Genomic DNA, 21,170 nt, shown 5'->3' on the forward strand with positions numbered 1-21,170 from the left:
CCTGCGACACCGGCGATGACGGAGGGCGGTCGGCCCTCAGGCGCGGTCCTCGCGGAGGGGGATGCGGACCGCCTCGACGGCGGTGCGCACCTGCTGACAATCGGTGTCGGTGAAGTCGGCGTCCTTCTCCAGGACGGCGTCGTGGCAAGCCGTGAGCAATGTGTTGGCCAGGGCCGGATAGTCGGCGCTGGAGTACAGCTCGGTCTGCACGGTCCAGTACAGGGCGGCAGCCTTCTCCAGGCCGATTCCCCGGATCTTCCGGCGGCCGAGGGTTCCCCCGTCGGTGATCAGGAAGGCCAGCTTGTTGCCGACGCCGCTGTTGATGTGCACGCCACCCAGATCGGGCACCCGATTGCGATCGGAGTACGTGGCCGGCGCCCACCCCGGCCCACGGTAGGTCTCCGGTTGCGGATCGGCCGCAGTGGCCGGAGATTTCATATCCCGGATGACGCCCACCTGCGTCCCGTTGCCGATCTTCCAGCGATCCTCGGCGGAATGCTTTGCACGAGTGGTCAGTTCGGCGAATTCGCCGAATACGTCGGACAGTGATTCGTTGATCGCGCCCGACTCGTTGAGGTAGTCCAGATCACTGGTCTTCTCGGTGACGCCGTGGGTCAGCTCGTGTGCGACGACGTCCGGCCCGAGCACCGCGGTGCCCATCACGAACCCTTCGGCATCAGACCAGAATGCGTTCGCGTACGGGCAGGAATCGGGGCATACCCGGACATGCGCGCGTAACGCCTTGCCGCGGCCGTCGTGCGCATCGATGCCGATCAGATCGGTGAGGCTGCCCAGATCGGTGTAGCGCGCGTAGAACTTCTCGGTATCGCCGATCCAGTCGTAGACCTTGTTCGCATCGTCGTTTCCGCGCACGCGGTCCTGCCCCTCGGCGCGCACGACCGGATACGATCCATCCGCGCCGCACGGAATGCCCAGCTCCGCCTCCGCACCGTGGAAATTCGCATCGCACACCACCCGAGTCAGATTCGCGCCTGTCTGCCAAGCGTCCAGTACCGCGCCGGACGAATCCGCCGCGACGAATATCCGCCATCCGGCCCCGGCTGCCGTGACCTCGAACCGGTACGCGGGAACCGCGGTCTTGTCCGGACCGCTGCCGGTCAGCTCCGGATCGAACCAGACCGCCGCCCCGCCCCGCACCCGCACCGCGCTCGCCGGGACACGAGCGAGTGCGATGGCGGTGGTGATCGCGCGGTCCCGGGCACTCGCCGGGGGCGTCGTCCGGCCGGCGGGGAAGTGGCCCGAGATGTGTTCGGCGAGTGCGCCGCTCGCCGAGAGCAATGCCCCGTCCGGTTGCAGGGCCAGTGCGACGGCCGCGCCGTAGACGGGCACCGCACCGATCGACTGCGTGAGCCGCACAGTACTGCCCCGACCGCGCCGAGAAACCTTCTGCACCACCAATTTCCCCGATGTGGTCGCACCGAAGAGGCGCTCGACGGCGGCGGTGTGCGCGAGAGCCGCGTCGGCATCACCGCCGGACGCACCCGCCCGCGGGACGGGCCGATCCGGGACGACCTGACGCACAGATCCGGCCGCATCGCGGTGAATTCGCTTGGGCGCGGCCACAAGTGCGGGCGTGGCGGGCGGCTGAGCCGATACAGGTCCAGCCGCCGGAACGGATGCCAGTACCGCAACCGCGCACAGGGCAGCGATCGAAACCCTCATGAATCCCCCTACTACTCGATGACGACGCAGAAACCCGGCATGCGTCGAGCGATCCCCGACAACGGATCACCACCGAACTACCGAGAGAAAACGTCTTCCGACAAATTCGTTTTTTTGCAATCCATTTCGATTGCGGTCCCCCGAGACGAATTCTCTCGGTATTCACCTGATCAGTTCATCGACTGTGTGCGCTCATCGGATGATCCGGCATTCCCGATGTGCCCCTGGATCCGCAAGGATCGCCGGAGGGTATCGCCGAGCCCCTACAACTTGGCGAAAATCTTGTGCACCGTGGCCCAAGTACGGGTGGTGACCTGTTTGCCGAAGGTCTTGTCCAGCCAGACCATATGATTCGGCGTACCCGGCGTGCTGTTGTCCATCACCGCGAAAATCGCCCGGACCTGCTCGTCGTACCCGAGGATCTTCACCTGGTCGGCCAGATGCGGCGGCGGTTCGGCGCCCAGACCGGGATTATCGGCATCCTTCAGAAAGGTCACCATCAGATAGGTCTCCCGCGAATGCGTGAGACCCGAGAACGGATCGGATTCGATCAGAGCCTGTAACTCGGCGCGGGAGCGGATCAGGGTGCCGCCACCGATACCGAGTTCGGTGGACAATCCCTGCTGAATCCGCGATTCCAATGCGGCACAATCGGATTCCGCACTGCTGAACACGACGTTGCCACTGCCCAGCACCGAGCCGACCGATTCGAAACCCAAACCGCTGAACACGCCGCGCAACTTCTCCCCGCGCATGGCGGGATTGCTCGGAGTTATTCCTCGCAACAGAGCGGCGTATCGGTTCATGGCTCAGACGCTACCGCCCGCCACCGACAGATTCACCCTCCTGCGGCCAGCCGCCCTATGACGCGCCGATACTGGAAGATTCCACTTGTGCGGCATCTCCGTCGGCCGCCTTCTTGCGTTCGATATCGGCCAGCGCGGCAGCGTGGGCGGCGCGCGCATCGGCGGCCGCATCCCAGGCGTCCTTGCGGTTCTTGACCACTTTGGCGGGGGCGCCGACCGCGATGCTGTAGTCCGGGACGTCGCCCTTGACCACCGCGTGCGCGCCCAGGACACAGCCGCGGCCGACGCGGGTGCCGCGCAGGACGGTGACCTTCGCCGCGATCCAGGTGTCCGGGCCGATGCGCACCGGGCCCTTCACGATGCCCTGATCCTTGATCGGCATGGTGACGTCGTCCATCTTGTGGTCGAAGTCGCAGATGTAGCACCAGTCCGCCACCAGCGTGGACGCGCCGATCTCGATGTCGAGATAGGTGTTCACGACGTTGTCCTTGCCGAACACCACCTTGTCGCCGATGCGCAGCGAACCCTCGTGGCAGCGGATCGCGTTGCCGTCACCGATGTGCACCCAGCGGCCGATCTCCATGCGCCCCAGCTCGGGCGTCGCATGCACCTCGACCCGACGGCCCAGGAAGACCATGCCGCGCAGCACGATGTGCGGATTGGCCAGGCGGAATTTCAACAACCGGTAGTACCGCACCAGATACCAGGGTGTGTACGCCCGATTGGCGAGTACCCAGCGCAGCGACGCCACGGTCAGGAAACGCGCCTGCTCCGGATCCCGGCGGCGCGAACCCCGCCAACGCGAGCGCAACGGTGCGCCCCACATGCTCGTCACGAAGTGCTCCTCGAGTCCATCGGGCGATCCTCTCGTCCCGCGGTGTCGTCGTCGAGCTACCAGGGTACTTTCGGTCGAAATCGACCGGATCCCCTACCCTGGCCGGGCGCGGAAATCCCCCGAAGCGGGCGCACTGCGTGAGGCGGCACACCACCCGCTCGCCGGGACGGTTAGTCTCGTGCAAGCCCGTACGAGCAGAGGGGAGACAAGGTCAGGTGCGTACCAGCATCCGGCGACCCGCGCACGTTCTCCGTACCATTGTGCGCCGCCCGGCATTTCGTGCCGCCGCGGCCCTCGGTGCGGTCGGCGTGCTGACCCTGAGCGGCTGCGGGGGGACGACGCTCGACGACATCACGGTGGGACCCGGCCACGGCTGGCCCTCGGCCTTCCACGACGGGCGCAACAGCGGCACGACCACGGTCACCGGTTCGCGGCATCTGACGCTGAGCTGGTCGAGGCCGATCGGCGGGCCCGCTCTCACGCCCACCACGGTCGGACCGGACGGGCAACTGTTCGTCACCACCGGAATCGACAACGCCTGCGTCGGCGCTCCGGGCGCCGTCGGTGCACTGTTCTCGTTCCAGATGCCCACGGGCCGCAAACGGTTCTGTAATCCGCTGGGCGTGAATGCGATCCACTCCGTGTCGGCGGTCGACGAACTGGCCAACGTCTACGTGGGCGACGACGGCGGGGTGAATTCGATCAACTCGCTGGGCGAGCCGCGCTGGCGCACGCCCGTGGCCGGTGTGCCGGTCTCGGTGCAGTTCACCGGTGACAGCAATGTGCTGACCATCACCCAGTCCGGTCAGGTCGACGTGCTGAACCGGCAGACCGGCGATCGCACGGTCCCCTCGTTCCAGCTCCTGGGCGAACCCGACTTCCTGGCACATCCGAACCTGCCGCGCCCGGCCGACGGCGACGGCCTCGACGACTGCGGCTCGGGCGGTCCGCAATGTCCGGTGGCCAACGTCTCGGCCATCGATCCGAGTTCCGAGCGCTTCTACGTGACCGTGTGGCAGCGTGGATCGGCGAACGCGTCGCTCGTGGCACTGCGCTACGCGGACAAACGAATTCAGCAGGACTGGAGCGCCGACATCCTGACCGACGGCAGCGCCACCAGCCCGACGCTGTCCCCCGACGGCAAGACCGTCTACGTAGGCGACAACAGCGGTCGGCTGATCGCCGTCGAGGCCGAGAACGGGCACACCAAATGGGCGCAGCCATTGGGCTTCACGCCGCGCGGCGCGGTCTCCGATGACGACGGCCTGCTGATTCCCGGCGGTGACGACGGCCATCTGATGGCGTTGCACGACAACGGCGACAGTGCCCGGATCGCCTGGGAGCGTAAGGATCTGCAATTGCGCGGTCGCCCCGCGCAGACCGCGGGCGACACCGGATACGTGGTGTCCCCGATCGGTGATGCGCTGAATCTGGTCACCTTCGACACCCGCACCGGCACCACCATCGCCTCGGCCGTGCTGCCCGGTGCTCAGGGCACCACCACGGGAACCTCGGTCGGCCAGAAGGGCGAGGTCGTGGTGACCTCCCGCGTCGGGCAGATCTACGTCTTCGAACCGGAGACGTAGCCACAGACGGACAGGCCCCGATCAGTGCACGGGAGGCGTCCGGCAGAGGAATACCGTCGGTGTGCGGCCGATTCTGGTGATCACCAAGGTGAACGGAACGCTCCCACGGGGTTTGAGGCGTCCACGCAGGGCGTCAGGGTCCAGATCCACGCCGCGGGTGAGGATTTCCAGCGGGCCGCAGTCCCGGCGGCGCAGTTCGGCGCGCAACGTCTTCTCGCGCAGGTCCAACCGGTCCAGGATGCGAAAGCCGCGTATCCCCGCCGGGACACGGTCGCCGGTGAGGTAGGCGATGCGGGGATCCAGCTGCCACAGGCCGTGCTCGGCGGCGTAGTGGCGCACCAGACCGGCGCGCACCACCGCGCCGTCCGGATCGATGATCCACTCCCCTGGCGGTCGTTCGGGGATCTCGTCGGGGGCGGCGTCGGTGAGCGTCCAGGAGCCGCCGTCCGAACGCAGCACCGTCGCCCGGCGGGTGACGCCGGGTTCGGTCAGTCCGGGTGACCACAGGCACGCCTCGCGCACCGCTCCGTCGAGGGAGACGACCTCGGCTTCGCATTCGGTGAACTGGTCGAAATCCAGTCCGGGAGCGCATTTCACGGCGATGTCGCAGCCGCGGTAGGCATCGAGCAGATCCGGCAGCGGTGGTTGCAGCTTCGCCGGATCATGCGTGCGGCGGCCGTCCGCGCGCCGGGCCGGATCGGCGATGACGACGGTCCCGGTACTGCACGGAACGAGCGCATCGGCCCGCGCCAGCAGGACGTTCCGGGCGTCGGCGAGATTGTGCGCGGCCATCGCGAGGCGCACCTCGTCCAGATCACTGCCGATCACCGCGGGACAAACCTGTTGCAGCGCAGCGAGTTCCGCACCGACCGAACAGGTCAGATCATGCACCGTGCGCCCGGCCAGCCGACGAGCCCGATGCCGCGCGACCACACTCGGCGTGGCCTGCTGCAATGCCTCGTCGGTGAACAGCCAGTCCTGCGCGTCGGCCAGTTTCGCCGCGGCCCGGCGACGCAGACGCACTGTTTCCACCAGCGCGGCGGCACGATCACCGTGATCGCGCCGCACCCGCTCGAGATCGCCGAGCAGACTCGCGGTGGTCAACGTCAGCCGATCCACCTCGGCCAGCGCCGCCCGACCGGCGGAGTCCCCGAGATACGCGACATCCGCACGGGTGAAGCGGTACGCCACTAGAGCACCCCGCCCGGTCGCATTACCTTCCCGCGCCGCCCGGCTTCACGCCGGTGATCATCGCGTTGTAGAAGAACTGCCGGGGCACGACGTGCCGCAGCACCTTCTCGTCCAGCTTGCTCAGGCCCAGCCACGCCCGGTACTGCGCCATGCGGTAACGCCAGGTCAGCTTCGCGTCGGGCACCGCGGCCTCGAAGGTGCGCACCGGCCAGCCCCACAGCGCCGCGGCGAACTCCTCGGTCTCGGCGTGCACCTCGGTCGCGCCCGCGCGACGCGCGATGTTCTCGAGCTCCGAGGGATCGAAGGTGTGCAGATCCACCACGGCCTCGAGGGCCGCCGCACGGGAGGACTCGTCGAGTTCCTCCTGCGGACGCCGCCAATCGGACAGGAACGGCAGCTTGGTGACCTCGGTGGTCACCTTCCAGGTGATCTGGCCCAGTTTGCGGGCGTAGAAATTGCCGATCGTGGTCGGCTCACCGGCGAACACGAAGCGGCCGCCGGGCTTGAGCACGCGCAGGCATTCCTTCAGCGCCAGCTCGACATCCGGAATGTGGTGCAGCACAGCGTGACCGCAGACCAGATCGAAGGTGTCGTCGTCGTACGGGATGGTCTCGGCGTCGGCGACCCGGCCGTCGACGTCCAGGCCCAGGTTCTGGCCGTTGCGGGTGGCGACCTTGACCATGCCGGGCGACAGATCGGTCACCGAACCGGCCTTCGCCACCCCGGACTGCATCAGGTTCAGCAGGAAGAAACCCGTGCCGCAGCCGAGTTCGAGCGCGCGCTCGTAGGGCAGCGGAGCATCGGGGACCACGGCGTCGAAGCGACCACGGGCATAGGCGATGCAACGCTCGTCGTACGAGATCGACCACTTGTCGTCGTAGGTCTCGGCCTCCCAGTCGTGGTAGAGGACCTGAGCGAGCTTGTTGTCGGAAAGTGCGGCCTGGACCTGCGCCTCGGTGGCGTGCGGGTTCGGCGCGGGGTCGGCAGGACGTGCGGTCATGATCGGAAAGGGTAGCCGAGCCTCACGTGCCCATTATCACCAGGCCCGCGGCGGACGGCTCGGTCGAACACCGGCGACCGCGGGCGGGATCGGCAGCCGATTCCCGCCCGATGCGGTCAGTGGCCGACGAATTCGGCCGACCCCGGACCGGCCGCCAAATAAGAACCTGTTCCTATCCTGCGATCTTCGGTCCCGAACAGCTCCGCCCACTCGCTCCGGGCCCGATCGTGGCCGTGCGTCCCGGCCTCGAACACGGCCTTCGCGGCGGCCAGCGCACGAGCCGGGCCGGCGACGAACTGCCGGGCCCAGCGCATCGCGGCGAGGTAGACGTCGTCGGGGGCGACGACCTCGTCGACCAAGCCGAGCGCGGCGGCCTCGTCGGGCTCCACGAAATGTCCCGTGTACACCAGATCCTTCGCCCGCGCGGGCCCGATGAGCAGACTCAGCCGCCGGATCCCCGCGAGCGGGATCAGGCCCGCGCGAATCTGCGGGAGCCCCAGGCGCACGTTGTCGCCGATGATGCGCCGATCCGCGCCCAGGGCCAGTTCCAGCCCGGCGCCGAGTGCGTAACCACTGATCGCGGCAACCGTGGGTTGCGGCAGACGGGCCAGGCAGCCGAGCGCGGACTGCAGATCACCGGCCCGCGCCGCGGCCTGTTCGGGGGTGAGGCGATCCAGCTCGGCCAGCTCGTCACCGGCGCAGAACACCCGTTCGTCGCCGTAGACGAGCACCGCGCGCACCTCGGCGTCCGCGCCGATCCGCTCGGCCTCGGCGACCAGTTCGCGCGCCACCTGCAGATCGATCAGATTCATCGGCGGTCGCGCGAAGCGCAGCACGGCGATTCCCGCCTCGGGACGGTCAACGGTCACGAATTCGGCCACGGGGCAGGAGCCTACTGGTCTCAGTCCGCGGGCTGGGATCCGCGCAGGCGCGAACCGTCCGGGAGGTCGGCGAAGTAGCGCTCGTTGTTCGGGAACTGCAGGCGCGGTTTACCGTCGACGGTGGTCAGAACCGGCTGGATGGGCTCGAAATCCGGTGTGGCGGCGAAGATCTCGGCGGTGGAGGAATACTCGCCGATCGCCGTCAGCTGGGACCAGGTGGGCGGCAGCAGCACGTCGGTACCGGCCTTCCACCGCTCGATGGCCGCCGCGGGAGTGCACCAGAGGACCTGTTGAGCTTCGGAGGTGGCTCCGTCGGCGCGCTGTCCCTCCGGCAGGACCGCCAGGAAGAACCGGGTGTCGTACCGGCGCGATTCCACGGTGGGAGTGATCCAGTTGGCCCACGGCCGCAGCAGATCCGCGCGCAGCACCAGCTTCTCGGCGGCCAGGAACTGTCCGAGCGAGAGCTCGCGACGCTCCAGCCCGGCGCGCGCGGCGCTGTACACCGACGTGTCGGAGACGACGGTATCGGCCGTCGGGCCCGCCAGCAGCACGCCGCATTCCTCGAACGTCTCGCGCACCGCCGCACACACCAACGCCTGCGCGCGCGCTTCGTCGACGCCGAACCGCTCGCCCCACCAGGCCGGACCCGGTCCGGCCCAGGTGATTTCGGCCTGCGCGTCCGACGGGTCGACCCCGCCGCCCGGAAAGACCGTCATCCCGGCGGCGAATGCCATCGCCTTGACCCGTCGCTGCAGGAAGACCTCGGGACCGGCCGCGCTGTCACGGACCAGCATCACCGTGGACGCGTCCTTGGGCACCGGGGGCGTCGAATCGTTCACAGCTGCACCGTGCCGGTACTCGGGTTCGCGCGACGCCCGGCGCGCTGTGTCCTCGGTTCACTCACGGCAACAGTCTCGCTCACCCTTCGCACCCTAACGGGTGCTTGGTCCCGCTCATCGCGAGCCCCGGCTCCGCGCACTCGCGGCCGCGCGCCCCGGTGCACCCGCTCGACCAGGGTCCGCACGATCGAGTGCCGCGCGATCACGACGGACCGCGTACTGGCTCAGGCGCGGTGCCGCCCCAGCCGACGACTCCGACGCGCGAAATAACGCCCCTCGATGCGGTCCAGGGTGATCGACTGCCGGAACGCCTTGCTGAGGTTCTCCGCGGTGAGTACGTCCTCGAGCAACCCCTGGGCGACGACGCTGCCCTCATTGAGCAGCAGGCCGTGCGAGAAGCCCGGCGGAATCTCCTCGACGTGGTGGGTGACCAGCACGGTGGCCGGTGAATCCGGATTCGACGCCAGATCGCCGAGCCGCTCCACCAATTCCTCCCGGCCGCCCAGATCCAGCCCGGCCCCGGGTTCGTCCAGCAGCAGCAGTTCCGGATCGGTCATCAGCGCCCGCGCGATCAACACCCGTTTACGCTCCCCCTCGGACAGGGTGCCGTAGGCGCGATCGGAAAGATGTTCCGCGCCGAGACTTTCCAGCATGTCCACCGCGCGGTCGGTGTCCAGGTCCTCGTATTCCTCGCGCCAACGGCCCATCACCGCGTAGCCCGCCGACACCACGAGGTCACTGACCTTCTCGTCCAGCGGCACCCGGCTGGCCACCGCGGCCGAGGACAGGCCGATGCGTGGGCGCAGGTCGTTGATGTCGGTCCGGCCCAGCACCTCACCCAGCAGATGGGCGGTACCCGAGGTCGGATGCAGTTCGGCGGCGGCCATTCGGAGCAGGGAGGTCTTACCGGCGCCGTTGGGACCGAGCACGACCCAGCGTTCGTCGAGCTCCACTTGCCAGCTGATGGGACCTACGAGCGTATGTCCCGACCGCCGGACGGTCACCTGGTTGAAATCGATGAGTAGATCGGGATCGGGTTGCGACACGGGCTCCATCTTGGACCACGCACCCGAAACATTCCCAACATGGTCCGTTTGCACGTAGATGTCATATCCCGCGGTACGCCCGAAGTGGCCGCGAATTCGCCATCACGCCGGTGAGATTCGACACTGTCGCCTTCATGACAACCGGACGCATGGGGCAGCCGTGGCCGCGGTCAGACCGAAACGCCTGGCGGGACGGCGATCACCGTCATCGATCCGGGGGCGACCTCGGTGAATCCGGCGTCCCGCACCGCCGTCGCCGAACCCACCCGGACCAGGCGGGACAGCTCGGGCCAGCGCGAACCGGCCTCGCGCACCGAACAGCGATAACCGTGCCCGGCCCACCGGAACACCTGCTCCACCGACAACGCACCGGCCAGCAACATGCTCGCGTGGCCGACCTGGGCGGCGGCCTTGCCGACGGTCATGCCCAACTCCGAATCCACCCACAGCACAGGCAGTTCCGGATCGACCGGACCGGGATCGTCCGCTTCGAGATCGGTGCCGCCGATCTGCAGCCGGCGAATTCGCTGATCGATGGCGCCGACCGGACCCGGCACCAGCGCCCGAGCCTGCGCGCCGTCGATCTCCACGGTGATCCCGTCGACCTCGTTCGCCGCCAGCCACTGCGCACCGCGAGCCCGCCGCGCCACCTTGCGAATCCGTGAGCGTTTCCAGGTCAGATACCGCTGCTCCCATTCGCCGTCGGGGCCGACCCGCGAATCCATGCACAATGCGACCGCCGCCGTCGCGGCAGCGGCGAGCAGTGCACTGCGAGGCGGCGGATCCTGCTTCGGAATGTGCAGCACCATCTGCATCGCCTGAACCAGCGCCGGATCCTCCGGATCCCCGCCGCCTCCGTAACCACGTGCCAATTCCGCGTGCCGCGCGACGAATCCGTCGTCGAGCTCCGACTCTACGAGCATTCCGGAGCTGCTCAGTTCAGCGGGACGCGACGCAGCAGACCGTCGCGAGCGTCGGCGGCTTCGACCTCGTCACGGGTGACGCCGAGGATGAACAGGACCGCATCCAGGTAGGGGTGCGACAGGGCGGCGTCGGCGATCTCGCGCAGTGCGGGCTTGGCATTGAAGGCGATACCCAGACCTGCCGCGTTGAGCATGTCGATATCGTTCGCACCGTCCCCCACCGCGACGGTCTGTTCCATCGGCACACCGGCCTCGGCGGCGAAACGCCGCAGCGCCACGGCCTTCGCGGGCCGGTCCACGATCTCCCCGATCACCTTGCCGGTCAGGCGACCACCGACCACCTCGAGCGTGTTGGCCTGGACGAAATCGAGTTCCAGCTCGTGCGCGAGCGGCTCGATGACCTGGCGGAAACCACCGGAGACCACACCGCAGCGAAAACCCAGCCGACGCAGCGTGCGAATGGTCGTGCGCGCGCCGGGGGTCAGCGTGATCGCCTCGGCGACCTCGTCGATCACCGACTCCTGCAACCCGCTCAGCGTCGCCACCCGCTGCCGCAGCGATTCGGCGAAGTCCAGCTCCCCGCGCATGGCCGCCTCGGTCACCTTGCGCACCTCGTCCTCGACCCCGGCATGTGCGGCGAGCATCTCGATCACCTCGCCCTGGATCAACGTGGAGTCGACGTCGAAGACGATCAGCCGCTTGGCACGCCGGGCCAGGCCCGCGCGCTCGACGGCGATATCGATGTTCTGCTTGGCCGCGACCTCTGCCAGGGTGGTGCGCAGCCGCGTCTCGGCGGATTCGGTCGCGGGAGCGGTCACGGTCAGCTCGAGACCCGTCACCGGATAGTCCGCGACACCGCGGATCGCGTCGATGTTGACGTCCTGTTCGGCCAGTTTGCGGGCGATGACGCTGAACGCCCGCGCGGTCACCGGGCTGCCCAGCACCACGATCGCGTGCGTCGACAACCGCGCCCCGGCCGAGGGCTCCGCACCGATCTCGACCTCGACCTGCATGCCGACGGTGACCATCGCATCCTCGAGCTCGTCCTGCAGGCCCTCCGGATCGCCCGGGCAGGACACCAGCACACCGAGGGTCAGGCGGCCGCGGATCACGACCTGCTCGACGTCCAGGAGGCTCACTCCGTTGCGCGCCAGCGCCGCCAGCAGAACCGAGGTGACGCCGGGCCGGTCGGGGCCGGTGACGGTGATCAGCACCGTCGTCCCCGCGGCAGCCTGTGCGACCACGGACGGACCGTGGTTGCCGGGTTCAGGCTCGGACGTGCTCACGTTGTCTCCCTCTCGCGACATGCTCGGCCGCCGACGACGGCCCCTTATTGTCTCAGGCTGTTTCCGGCGCACCGGACACGGCCCACGCACCGTGGCCGGAATCACTGCCGGAAAAGCCGAACGCGGCGGCCGTCTCGGAAGAGACGACCGCCGCGCAGGTCATAGTGAGGATCAGCCGATCAGTTCGGCACCTTCTCCAGCTCCTTGACGGCGTGCGACTTCCCGCCCCAGCCGACGTGGGCCTCGGCCCGCATCCGCTCCACCATGTGCGGGTAGTGCAGCTCGAACGCCGGACGCTCGGACCGGATGCGCGGCAGCTCGTAGAAGTTGTGCCGCGGCGGCGGGCAGGAGGTCGCCCACTCCAGCGAGTTGCCGTAGCCCCACGGATCGTCCACGGTCACGACCTCGCCGTAGCGATAGGACTTGAAGACGTTCCAGATGAACGGCAGCGTCGAGGCGCCCAGGATGAACGCACCGATCGTGGAGATCGTGTTCAACGTGGTGAAACCGTCGGTGGGCAGGTAGTCCGCGTACCGACGCGGCATACCCTCGGCGCCCAGCCAGTGCTGCACCAGGAAGGTGGTGTGGAAGCCGACCATGGTCGCCCAGAAGTGCCACTTGCCCAGTCGCTCGTCCATCATGCGGCCGGTCATCTTCGGGAACCAGAAGTAGATGCCCGCGAAAGTCGCGAACACGATGGTGCCGAAGAGCACGTAGTGGAAGTGCGCGACCACGAAGTAGGTGTCCGACACGTGGAAGTCCAGCGGCGGGCTGGCCAGGATGACACCGGACAGACCACCGAACAGGAATGTGACCAGGAAGCCCACCGACCACAACATCGGCGTCTCGAACGTCAGCTGGCCGCGCCACATGGTGCCGATCCAGTTGAAGAACTTCACACCGGTCGGGACCGCGATCAGGAAGGTCATGAAGGAGAAGTACGGCAGCAGCACCGCGCCGGTGGCGTACATGTGGTGCGCCCACACAGCGATGGACAGCGCCGCGATACCCAGGGTCGCGTAGACCAGCGTGGTGTAACCGAAGATCGGCTTACGGCTGAAGACCGGGAAGATCTCCGAGACGATGCCGAAGAACGGCAGCGCGATGATGTACACCTCGGGGTGGCCGAAGTACCAGAACAGGTGCTGGTACAGGATGGCGCCACCGTTGGCCGGGTCGTAGATGTGCCCGCCCAGGTGCCGGTCGTAGGCCAGGCCGAACAGCGCCGCGGTCAGCAGCGGGAACGCCAGCAGCACCAGCACGCTGGTGACCGCGATGTTCCAGGTGAAGATCGGCATGCGGAACAGCGTCATACCCGGGCAGCGCAGGCAGACCACGGTGGTCAACATGTTGACGCCACCGAGGATGGTGCCCAGACCGGAGACGGCCAGACCCAGGATCCACAGGTCGGCGCCGACACCCGGGGAGTGCACGATGTCCGACAGCGGGGTGTAGGCGGTCCAGCCGAAGTCGGCCGCGCCACCGGGGGTGATGAAACCGGCGGTCGCCATGCTCGCACCGAACAGGTACAGCCAGTAGCTGAAGGCGTTCAGACGCGGGAAGGCGACGTCGGGCGCACCGATCTGCAGAGGCAACACGATATTCGCGAAACCGAACACGATCGCCGTCGCATAGAACAGCAGCATGATCGTGCCGTGCATGGTGAACAGCTGGTTGAACTGCTCGGGCGAGAGGAACTGCAGACCTGGACGAGCCAGTTCCGCACGCATCAGCAACGCCATCAGGCCGCCGATCATGAAGAACGACATCGCCGTCACCAGGTACATCACCCCGAGGACCTTCGGGTCGGTGGTGGTGACCAACTTGTAGATGAACGAACCCTTCGGCCCCAGACGTTGCGGGTACGGCCGAGTCGCTTCCAATTGGGGGACTGGCTGGGGCTCTACAGCAGTCACTGATCCTCCTGAAGGTATGCCTTCTGGTCGTTGTCGTACGTCTGGCTCCGGCCCGGCGGACAGGCGCACGGCGAACGACGGTGGCTTTCGCTACTACGGATCGTAAACCGTGCTGCCGCAAGCATCACGCCCGGTCCTACTCTGTGTCGTAATTGGGTGTCACGCACCAGCATTTGTGTTGAGCCCGGAGGCGGCGGCTCGCGTGACCGCGCAGGGCCCGCACACGCCGTCGAAGGCACCGCTTGTGTACCCTTCCCCGCATGCCCGTGAGCCAGCGCAGCGAGCGAACCTCCGACCCGGCGAAGCGTTCTCGTGGTAGCGGTGTACGCGAGGACCTCGACGCCCGACGTCGCACGCGCCGTGTGCGCGGTGGTTGCCTGATGCTTGCTGTGGCCGTGACGGCATTGACCGCCTGCAGCAACGGCTCCGGTGACGACGCCAGTTCGATCGTCCGCACCACCACCAATATCGCCGGCGCGGACGTGGTGGGTATCGAGCGCGACACCACCCGCGCCTGCCCGCTGCCGAGCGATCCGGATCAGCCCGCGGGCACCCGCGATGTGACCAGTCCCGCTGGGACAACTCAGGTTTCGGCCGATCCGAAGCGCGTCGTCGTCCTGGACACGGCCGCGCTGGACGCGGCGTGCGCGCTGGGCCTGTGGCAGCGCGTGGTCGGCGCGACGACGCTCGCCGGTCCCAGCCCGCAGCCGTCATATCTGGGTTACGGCCTGCAGATCGTGCCGAGCGTGGGCGCCTCGGGCGCACCCGACGTCGCGAAGATCGCCGCGATGCACCCGGATCTGGTGCTCGGCACGGTCGGCGACGGTGATCTGAACGCGTTGCGCACGGCCGCGCCCACCGTGCTGATCGGCAAGGATCCCAGCTGGCAGGCATCGTTCAGCGCCTTCGCCGATGCCCTGGGGCGCTCGAACGCCGGAGCCAAGGCGATCACCGACTACCACACCTACGCGCACGACACCGGCGTCTCGATCGCGGCCTCGCTGTCACAGGCCTCGGTCCTGCGATTCGGGACCTCCGATGCGCAGGTACAGGGTGCGGACACCTTTGCCGGACGAGTGCTGGCCGATGCGGGCGTACAACGTCCCGAAGCGCAGCGGGGTGCGTCGTACCAGGTGAACAGCCTGAGCAGTGAGCGGGACCGGGACAAGGTCGAGGGCGACATCATCTACGCGATGTTCGACGGCAAGGACGGCGAGACCTACGGACAGAAGGTCATGCACGGCGACGACTGGAAGAAACTCGCCGCGGTCTCGGACAAGCGCGACTTCGTCGTCGACGACACCATCTGGCACGGTTCGGGCCTCACCGCCGCCCGCGCCCTGATCGATGATCTGCGCACCTCGCTCAACGCGTACGTGAACGACTAGTCGACAGCTCAGTAGATCCGCAACCCACGACGCCGCACGATGGCCAGGGCGATCGCGGTGCCGAGAATCCACACCAGCAGCCCGACCCCGGCGTTCCAGACGAAGCGCAGATTCCGATCCAGGTGCGGCAGCAGTCGTAGCAGCGGATCGTGCTGGGCACCGTCGATCGGGGCGATGAGGTAGTACACGCCGTACGGCAACGCCAGATGACCGAGCCACAGCAACGTGGTCCGGTCACGCCGTTCGCGCCATCGCCGCACCAGCGTCCGGGTCTCTACGGCCAGCAGGACCGAGACGATGTTCCCGACGCCGAGCCAGCACAGCAGCGGCAGTGTCACCACGAACAGGGTGCCCATGAGCGGACCCGGCCGCATCGCATGCGCGAGGATCGCGGTCAACGCCAATGTCGGCAGGCCCACGATGACCAGCAGCGCAAGGTTTTTCGTCACCAGGATGCCGCGCATCGACATGCCCTCGGCCAGGCTCGCGCGCACGCGCGGTGCGTCCAGGCCCAGCACGTTGGTCGTGGTGACGTCGGCCAGGATGAAGGTGGCGAAATAGGTTCCGACCAGCACCACCCAGCCGAACTGACGATGCGGGTGGACCAGCGGCGAGTAGAGCAGATAGAGCAGCGAGAGCACGACGTTCACTCCGACGCCCTCGAGCCAGTGCCGCGGCGGCGCGAACGACCAGCGCACCTCGTCGGCCACGCGCCGCAGCAGACCGTCTCCGGGGACCATCGGCGGGGGTGGTGGTGCGGTGCGAACCTCATGTTCGCTCAGATATGCGCGCAGCCGTCCGCGCGCACCCGCGGAAACCTGCTCAGCCCACCGAATCGACAAATTCACCTATCTTCGCCGCGATGACATCCGGAATCCGCTGCGGCAGCAGATGTCCGCCTCCGGCGACCAGCTCCAGGCGGGATCGCGGAAACCGGTCGTGCAGCGCGCGTGCGGTCGAGATCGGGACGACTTTATCGGTCGGATCGGCAACGATCAACGCGGGCATATCGGTTGCGTCGAGGCGCTCGAGCCAGTGGTCCAGGCTGCGGAACAGTTCGCGCTGTTCGAGCAGGACGGTGCGCCACACCGAGCCGTACTCGTGCTGGATGTCGCCGAACGCGTGCCAGGACGCGACGGCGTCCGGGTGACGTGTGCGATGCCACCGGGCCAGTCGCGGCATCATCGACCACATCGCCAGCGCCAGCGCCGGTCCGGCGACGGGTGCGGCGAGCACCTCGTCCCATCTCGTGGCGCAGTCTGGCCCGATTCCGGCGATGGAGATCAGCCCGCGCACCCGTTCGGGCGCGATCGCGGCAGCGGCGAGTGCGACACCGCCGCCATAGGAATGCCCGGCCAGCACGGCATCGTGAATCCCCGCGCGCTCCAACCGATCCAGCAACCAGACAGCATTTTCTTCGAGGGTGCCCGCGGGCCGCTCGTTGGCGCCGTATCCGGGCCGATCCCACGCCATCGCCCGCACCGAGGACGGCAACTGCTCGAGCACACCGTTCCAAGCGGAATGATCCCCTGGCTGCCCGTGCAGCAGGACAACCGGCGCGGTCGTGGTCATCGCCCTCCCCCTCCGCAAGCCCGTCGAGTGCCCGAGCACCGCGGGAGCCGTCGGCCCGACGACCACGTCGGAAGTATTCGTCATGACCCGCTCCTGTCCAATTACTGTCCAGTTACCGACAGTAACGGCCGAAGCTGGCCCCCAGCCAGGTACTTTCTGTGCGCTTGCTGTGCACCCGATCCGAGCGGACGACTCGGCGCGACGTCACCCGACTGCTACTTCGCAGGCCACCAGCGACGGTGCCGCTGACAGCCTGCGAAGCGACGCTCACGTTCCGATCGTGTTGGACAACTCCAGCTCGTATCCCTCGATTCGCGCGATGATCCGATCGCCACGATCCAACCGGAAACCGGCCTGGTAACTGCCTTTGTCAGCGCCCAGATAGAGGTAGTGGACCGTACCCGGACGGGTCAGTTCGGGATAGCCGAACAGCGTCGACACCAGATCGTCCACTCGGTAGTGCAGCGCATCGGCGCCGGTGCGGAAGGCGCCCTGCCACGCGGGCGCGCCGTCCCGCTCGATGGTGACCGTCCCGGTGACCTCGGCGGGCGGCGGTTCGCGGAACAGCCACGGCAGGATGGCCGGCTGGCAGAGTTTGGCGTAGGCCAGGTGCCCCGGCAGACGCTTGAAGTGGCCGATATCGGTGAGGTCGTTGCCGAACGTGTATCCGACGTAGACCGGGGCGCCGGTCGGATCGATGACGTAGACCAGCACCACCTCGATCTCCTCGCACAACGCCTCGAAGGTGGCCGGGACGCGCAACGGGCCGTCACCCACGGCCAATGCCGAGCCGAATCCTTTGAAGAACCAATTCGGCTGAGCCGGAACGTCATCGGCGGCCTTCACATGATGGGTGCGCATGAAGCCGCTGACCAGGGCCGCACCGGTGCGAGGCAGTAGGGGCGGCCGGAATACGACGTCGGCGGCCGCCACCCGGATCGGAGTCGCGCCGGGACGCAGCGCCGCGGACGCATCACCGGCGATCGACGCCTCCGCGGAATCATCTGTGGCACAGGGGAACAGATCGATCAGCTCGGCCGCGCAGCGCACTGCCAGGTACTCCGCACCGCGGTATTCGCACTGGGCGACGGCGGCAATCTTGCGAGCAGCCATGATCAGACTTCTCGGCTCACCAGTGTGACCAGCTCCCGGATCGCGAGTTCGTATCCGTCGACACCGAGCCCGCAGATGGTGCCGCGCGCCACCGCGGAGATGATCGAATGTCGCCGGAACTCCTCGCGGGCATGGATATTCGTCAGATGGACCTCGATCACCGGCACCGGGATGACGTCGATGACATCACGCAGCGAGAGCCCGTAGTGCGACAGCGGGCCGGGGTTGATGATCGCGCCGTCATAGGAATCGACCGCATCCTGCAACAGGGTCACCAGTTCGCCTTCGGAATTGCGTTGCGCGGCAGTGAGTTCCACACCGAGTCCGGCGGCGAATTCGATCAGGCGCTTTTCGACCACCGGCAGCGGTGTCGAGCCGTACAGGTGCGGGTCGCGAAGCCCGAGCAGGTTCAGGTTCGGGCCGTTGAGCAGCAGAATCCGGGTGGTCATGGTTCATCCCTTCACGAGAGCGACGGCGCCGGGTGCGACGCGCCGGTTCAACAGGAGCAACAGACTGGGGGCGGTGAGGGCGGCCGCACATCCGGCGACGATGAACGCCGTGCCGGGACCGCGGTCGTATATCGGCAGCAGTGCCAGGGGAGCCACGGCCGAACCGGTGAAGCGCAGCGCCGACACCACCGACAGCGCACCGGCCTTGTTGTCCGGCTGGGCCCGCACGGTCAGGCTCTGAATCACCACGGTCAGCATCGAGCCGCCGCAACCGGCCAGTGTCCACAGTGTCGCGAGAAGCGCTGGACTGCTACTGAACCCGACGCCGATCACGCAGGCCGCGGTGCCGACCGCGGCGACGACGCCGCACCGGATCGGGCCGAATCGGTCGGTGAGCCGACCCCAGACGGTCCCCAGCAGCAGTCCGGCCAGGCCGAACCCCAACAACAGCGCACCGGTATCGGCCTCGCCGACGCGCAGCTGGTTCTCCGCGTACAGCGCCACCAGGAACGGCAACGAGGACGCGCCGAAATAGGACATGAACGCGGCCACCGACAACGAGCCGATCGTCGGGGTGAACAGTTTGCGGAACGGCGGCGCGTTCACTCCGGGCCGCGGTTCGCCGAGCGGCGGCAGACCCGCCAGGCCGACCGCCACGACTGCGACCGCCACGAACGACCACTGCCATCCGTGATCCGCGAACAGCCCGCCGACCAGCGGCGCGAAGGATTGACCGGCGGCCAGGCAGCTGGAGAACAGCCCGACCGCACGGCTCAACTTCGCCGCCGGCACGAGTTCGGCCAGCCCGGCCAGCAGCAGCGGGGTGGTGAACGCATTCGCGGTGCCCATCAGCACCCGAGCCACCATGAACAGGCTCACCGTCGGGGCCAGTGCGCACAACACCGCCCCGGCGGCATAGGCCAGGAACGCCACCCGTGCGGTCCTGCGGCGACCCCACCGCTCACCCAGCGTGCCCGAAAACAACTGCGCCGCAGCGAACGGCACGAAATACGCCGTCAGCGCGGTCGCGGCGGTGGCCGTACTGGTGTGCAGAGTATGGGCGATATTCGGCAGCATCGGCGAAACGACCGTGCCGCCGAGTGGCCCCATCCCTGCGCCGAGGTACATCGCCACCCGAGTCGCCCTGTCGCGCAACGACACCCGAGTCGTCTCGGTCATGCGCGCACCGCCTCCCCGACCACGTTGCGGCCCGCGATCCGGCCGAAGGTGAGGCATTCGGTGATATTGCTGGCGCCCTGATACAGAAAGCCCCAGACCGAACCGAACTCGCCCGCCGAGTACAGCCGCCCGATCGGGGCGCCGTCGGCATGGATCACCCGGGCGCGTTCGTCCCGTCGTGCCCCGCCCTGAGTGTTCAGCACGGTCGGATGCAGCCGGATGGCGTAGTACGGCGGTTCCAGAGGTTCGAGAGTGTCTGCGGCCCGGTCGAATTCGCTGTCCGCACCCGCGGCGCAGGCACCGTTGTAGCGCTCCAGGGATTCCCGTAACCGGTCCGCCGGTAGTCCGGTCCGCCGCGCCAATTCCTCGATGGTGTCGGCCCGTTGAATCCAGCCGCGTTCGATCTCGGCGGAACTGTCGGCGCTCCACCGATACAGTTCGCGGTTGTAGCCGCTGGTGGACCAGGTCAGCGGACCGGCCAGCCGGGTGCGCTCGTTGAACAGACCCCAGGCCGGAATGCGCGGATAGTCGATCGCCTCGATATCGAAGTGCGACAGCGAACGATAGAACTCGTGCAACTCGATTCCGGTCTCGTCGACGAATCGCCGGGCGTGTTTGTCCAGGTAGACGAAGCCCGGACGAGGGAAGAAGATTCCGAAGGCCGCCTCGAATTCCGGCGCCTGGAATCCGATGATGCAGGAGGTCCGGCTCATATGCCACAGATCGCCGCCGATCTGCTGCACCAGCCGGATGCCGTCGCCGGTATTGCCGGGATTGCCCGCGAACTTCACCTCGATACTCGGCAGGTTGTCGATCTTCCGGACCGGATCGTTCTCGAATCCGCCGCACGTCAGCACCACTCCGCGGCGGACACCGATGGTCCGCGATCCTTCCGGTGTCTCGACTCGCGCACCGATGACTTCCCCTGCCTCCGTGAGCAGTTCGCGCACCGGGCTGTCGTAGCGCACCGCGATGGCGGTGCGGGCCACCGTGTCCGAGAGGAATTGCCACATGCGCGCGCTCGGCGGCAGGTCGACGGGTTCGGGCATGCAGTATTTGGCGAAGGTGCCGTGTCCCCCGGGCACGGCGGGGAAACCGGGCCCCACGATGGTGCGCGGATAGGTGTCGGCGACGATCAACTGCTCCGGCACCGTCAGCGCACCGCCCAGATCGGCGAACCACTTGCGCAGCGCGCGGGATTCGGCGACGAGCGCATCGATCACGGGACGCTCGGTCGTCCCGAAGCACAGTGCGTGCAGATAGTCGGCGAATCGGGCGGCGTCGGCGTCATCGTCGTTCGCGATCACGCAGTTGCCGCCACTGACCCGGGAATTTCCGCCGCCGTGCGGCATTTTCTCGACGATGAGCACCTCGGCGCCCAGATCGGCGGCGGTGAGGGCGGTGGCCGCGCCCGCGAAGCCGTACCCGACCACCAGGACATCGACCGTGGTATCGAACGGAGGGTAGTCCATGATCA

Annotated in this window: 19 protein-coding genes; 2 read left to right on the plus strand and 17 right to left on the minus strand. The window is 67.7% G+C overall.

Features of this window, described 5'->3' with window-relative positions; all coding sequences use genetic code 11:
* Positions 1-36: 36 nt before the first annotated feature.
* The 3 genes from K7711_RS48355 to K7711_RS08145 all read right to left on the minus strand — a co-directional run bounded on the left by K7711_RS48355 (position 37) and on the right by K7711_RS08145 (position 3,315).
* The gene (locus K7711_RS48355) at positions 37-1,683 is read right to left on the minus strand and encodes a M4 family metallopeptidase (protein ID WP_222966203.1); all 1,647 of its coding nucleotides are present in this window, start codon (positions 1,681-1,683) and stop codon (positions 37-39) included.
* A gap of 263 nt (positions 1,684-1,946) precedes the next feature.
* Positions 1,947-2,489: a DUF1697 domain-containing protein gene (locus tag K7711_RS08140; RefSeq protein ID WP_222966205.1), complete on the minus strand. Its 543-nt coding sequence runs from the start codon at positions 2,487-2,489 to the stop codon at positions 1,947-1,949.
* Positions 2,490-2,544: 55 nt separating this feature from the next.
* A complete protein-coding gene (locus K7711_RS08145; protein WP_222966840.1) occupies positions 2,545-3,315 on the minus strand; it encodes an acyltransferase in 771 nt (256 codons plus the stop codon).
* Between the two features lie 224 nt (positions 3,316-3,539).
* On the opposite strand from K7711_RS08145, the gene K7711_RS08150 reads away from it, so the two are divergent.
* Positions 3,540-4,910 carry an outer membrane protein assembly factor BamB family protein gene (locus K7711_RS08150; RefSeq protein ID WP_308014540.1) on the plus strand — a complete coding sequence of 457 codons (1,371 nt, stop codon included), beginning with the start codon at positions 3,540-3,542 and terminating at the stop codon, positions 4,908-4,910.
* 21 nt (positions 4,911-4,931) lie between these two features.
* Here K7711_RS08150 and K7711_RS08155 read toward each other — a convergent pair whose 3' ends face one another.
* The 8 genes from K7711_RS08155 to ctaD all read right to left on the minus strand — a co-directional run bounded on the left by K7711_RS08155 (position 4,932) and on the right by ctaD (position 13,992).
* On the minus strand, positions 4,932-6,101 hold the full coding sequence (locus tag K7711_RS08155) for a THUMP-like domain-containing protein (protein ID WP_222966207.1): 1,170 nt from the start codon (positions 6,099-6,101) through the stop codon (positions 4,932-4,934).
* 22 nt (positions 6,102-6,123) lie between these two features.
* The gene (locus K7711_RS08160) at positions 6,124-7,101 is read right to left on the minus strand and encodes a class I SAM-dependent methyltransferase (protein ID WP_222966209.1); all 978 of its coding nucleotides are present in this window, start codon (positions 7,099-7,101) and stop codon (positions 6,124-6,126) included.
* Positions 7,102-7,217: 116 nt separating this feature from the next.
* Positions 7,218-7,982 carry an enoyl-CoA hydratase-related protein gene (locus tag K7711_RS08165; protein ID WP_222966211.1) on the minus strand — a complete coding sequence of 255 codons (765 nt, stop codon included), beginning with the start codon at positions 7,980-7,982 and terminating at the stop codon, positions 7,218-7,220.
* Positions 7,983-8,002: 20 nt separating this feature from the next.
* The gene (locus K7711_RS08170) at positions 8,003-8,776 is read right to left on the minus strand and encodes an NUDIX hydrolase (RefSeq protein WP_235746937.1); all 774 of its coding nucleotides are present in this window, start codon (positions 8,774-8,776) and stop codon (positions 8,003-8,005) included.
* A 269-nt stretch (positions 8,777-9,045) separates the two neighbouring features.
* On the minus strand, positions 9,046-9,876 hold the full coding sequence (locus K7711_RS08175) for an ABC transporter ATP-binding protein (RefSeq protein WP_222966215.1): 831 nt from the start codon (positions 9,874-9,876) through the stop codon (positions 9,046-9,048).
* A 161-nt stretch (positions 9,877-10,037) separates the two neighbouring features.
* A complete protein-coding gene (locus tag K7711_RS08180) occupies positions 10,038-10,790 on the minus strand; it encodes an aminoacyl-tRNA hydrolase (protein WP_222966217.1) in 753 nt (250 codons plus the stop codon).
* An 11-nt stretch (positions 10,791-10,801) separates the two neighbouring features.
* Positions 10,802-12,097, minus strand: coding sequence for a phosphoserine phosphatase SerB (gene serB, locus K7711_RS08185; RefSeq protein ID WP_222966219.1), 1,296 nt, complete (start codon positions 12,095-12,097; stop codon positions 10,802-10,804).
* Between the two features lie 158 nt (positions 12,098-12,255).
* Entirely contained in the window at positions 12,256-13,992 is a 1,737-nt protein-coding gene (gene ctaD, locus K7711_RS08190; protein WP_040826489.1) for an aa3-type cytochrome oxidase subunit I, read from the minus strand.
* A 380-nt stretch (positions 13,993-14,372) separates the two neighbouring features.
* On the opposite strand from ctaD, the gene K7711_RS08195 reads away from it, so the two are divergent.
* The gene (locus tag K7711_RS08195; protein WP_222966221.1) at positions 14,373-15,380 is read left to right on the plus strand and encodes an ABC transporter substrate-binding protein; all 1,008 of its coding nucleotides are present in this window, start codon (positions 14,373-14,375) and stop codon (positions 15,378-15,380) included.
* An 8-nt stretch (positions 15,381-15,388) separates the two neighbouring features.
* On the opposite strand, the gene K7711_RS08200 is transcribed toward K7711_RS08195, so the two are convergent.
* The 6 genes from K7711_RS08200 to K7711_RS08225 all read right to left on the minus strand — a co-directional run bounded on the left by K7711_RS08200 (position 15,389) and on the right by K7711_RS08225 (position 21,165).
* Positions 15,389-16,228, minus strand: coding sequence for a hypothetical protein (locus K7711_RS08200; RefSeq protein WP_308014541.1), 840 nt, complete (start codon positions 16,226-16,228; stop codon positions 15,389-15,391).
* On the minus strand, positions 16,203-17,036 hold the full coding sequence (locus K7711_RS08205) for an alpha/beta fold hydrolase (RefSeq protein WP_222966223.1): 834 nt from the start codon (positions 17,034-17,036) through the stop codon (positions 16,203-16,205). The genes K7711_RS08200 and K7711_RS08205 overlap by 26 nt, the downstream gene beginning before the upstream one ends.
* 183 nt (positions 17,037-17,219) lie before the next feature.
* Positions 17,220-18,065, minus strand: a complete 846-nt coding sequence (locus K7711_RS08210) for a hypothetical protein (protein WP_222966225.1) — start codon at positions 18,063-18,065, stop codon at positions 17,220-17,222.
* 2 nt (positions 18,066-18,067) lie between these two features.
* Positions 18,068-18,514, minus strand: coding sequence for a type II 3-dehydroquinate dehydratase (aroQ, locus tag K7711_RS08215; RefSeq protein ID WP_222966227.1), 447 nt, complete (start codon positions 18,512-18,514; stop codon positions 18,068-18,070).
* Positions 18,515-18,517: 3 nt separating this feature from the next.
* Positions 18,518-19,693 (minus strand): MFS transporter, encoded by a 1,176-nt coding sequence (locus K7711_RS08220; protein ID WP_222966229.1) that lies wholly within the window; start codon positions 19,691-19,693, stop codon positions 18,518-18,520.
* Positions 19,690-21,165: an FAD-dependent oxidoreductase gene (locus K7711_RS08225; protein WP_222966231.1), complete on the minus strand. Its 1,476-nt coding sequence runs from the start codon at positions 21,163-21,165 to the stop codon at positions 19,690-19,692. The genes K7711_RS08220 and K7711_RS08225 overlap by 4 nt, the downstream gene beginning before the upstream one ends.
* Positions 21,166-21,170 lie beyond the last annotated feature (5 nt).

This window comes from Nocardia coffeae (assembly GCF_019890715.1).
Lineage (GTDB): Bacteria > Actinomycetota > Actinomycetes > Mycobacteriales > Mycobacteriaceae > Nocardia > Nocardia jiangxiensis.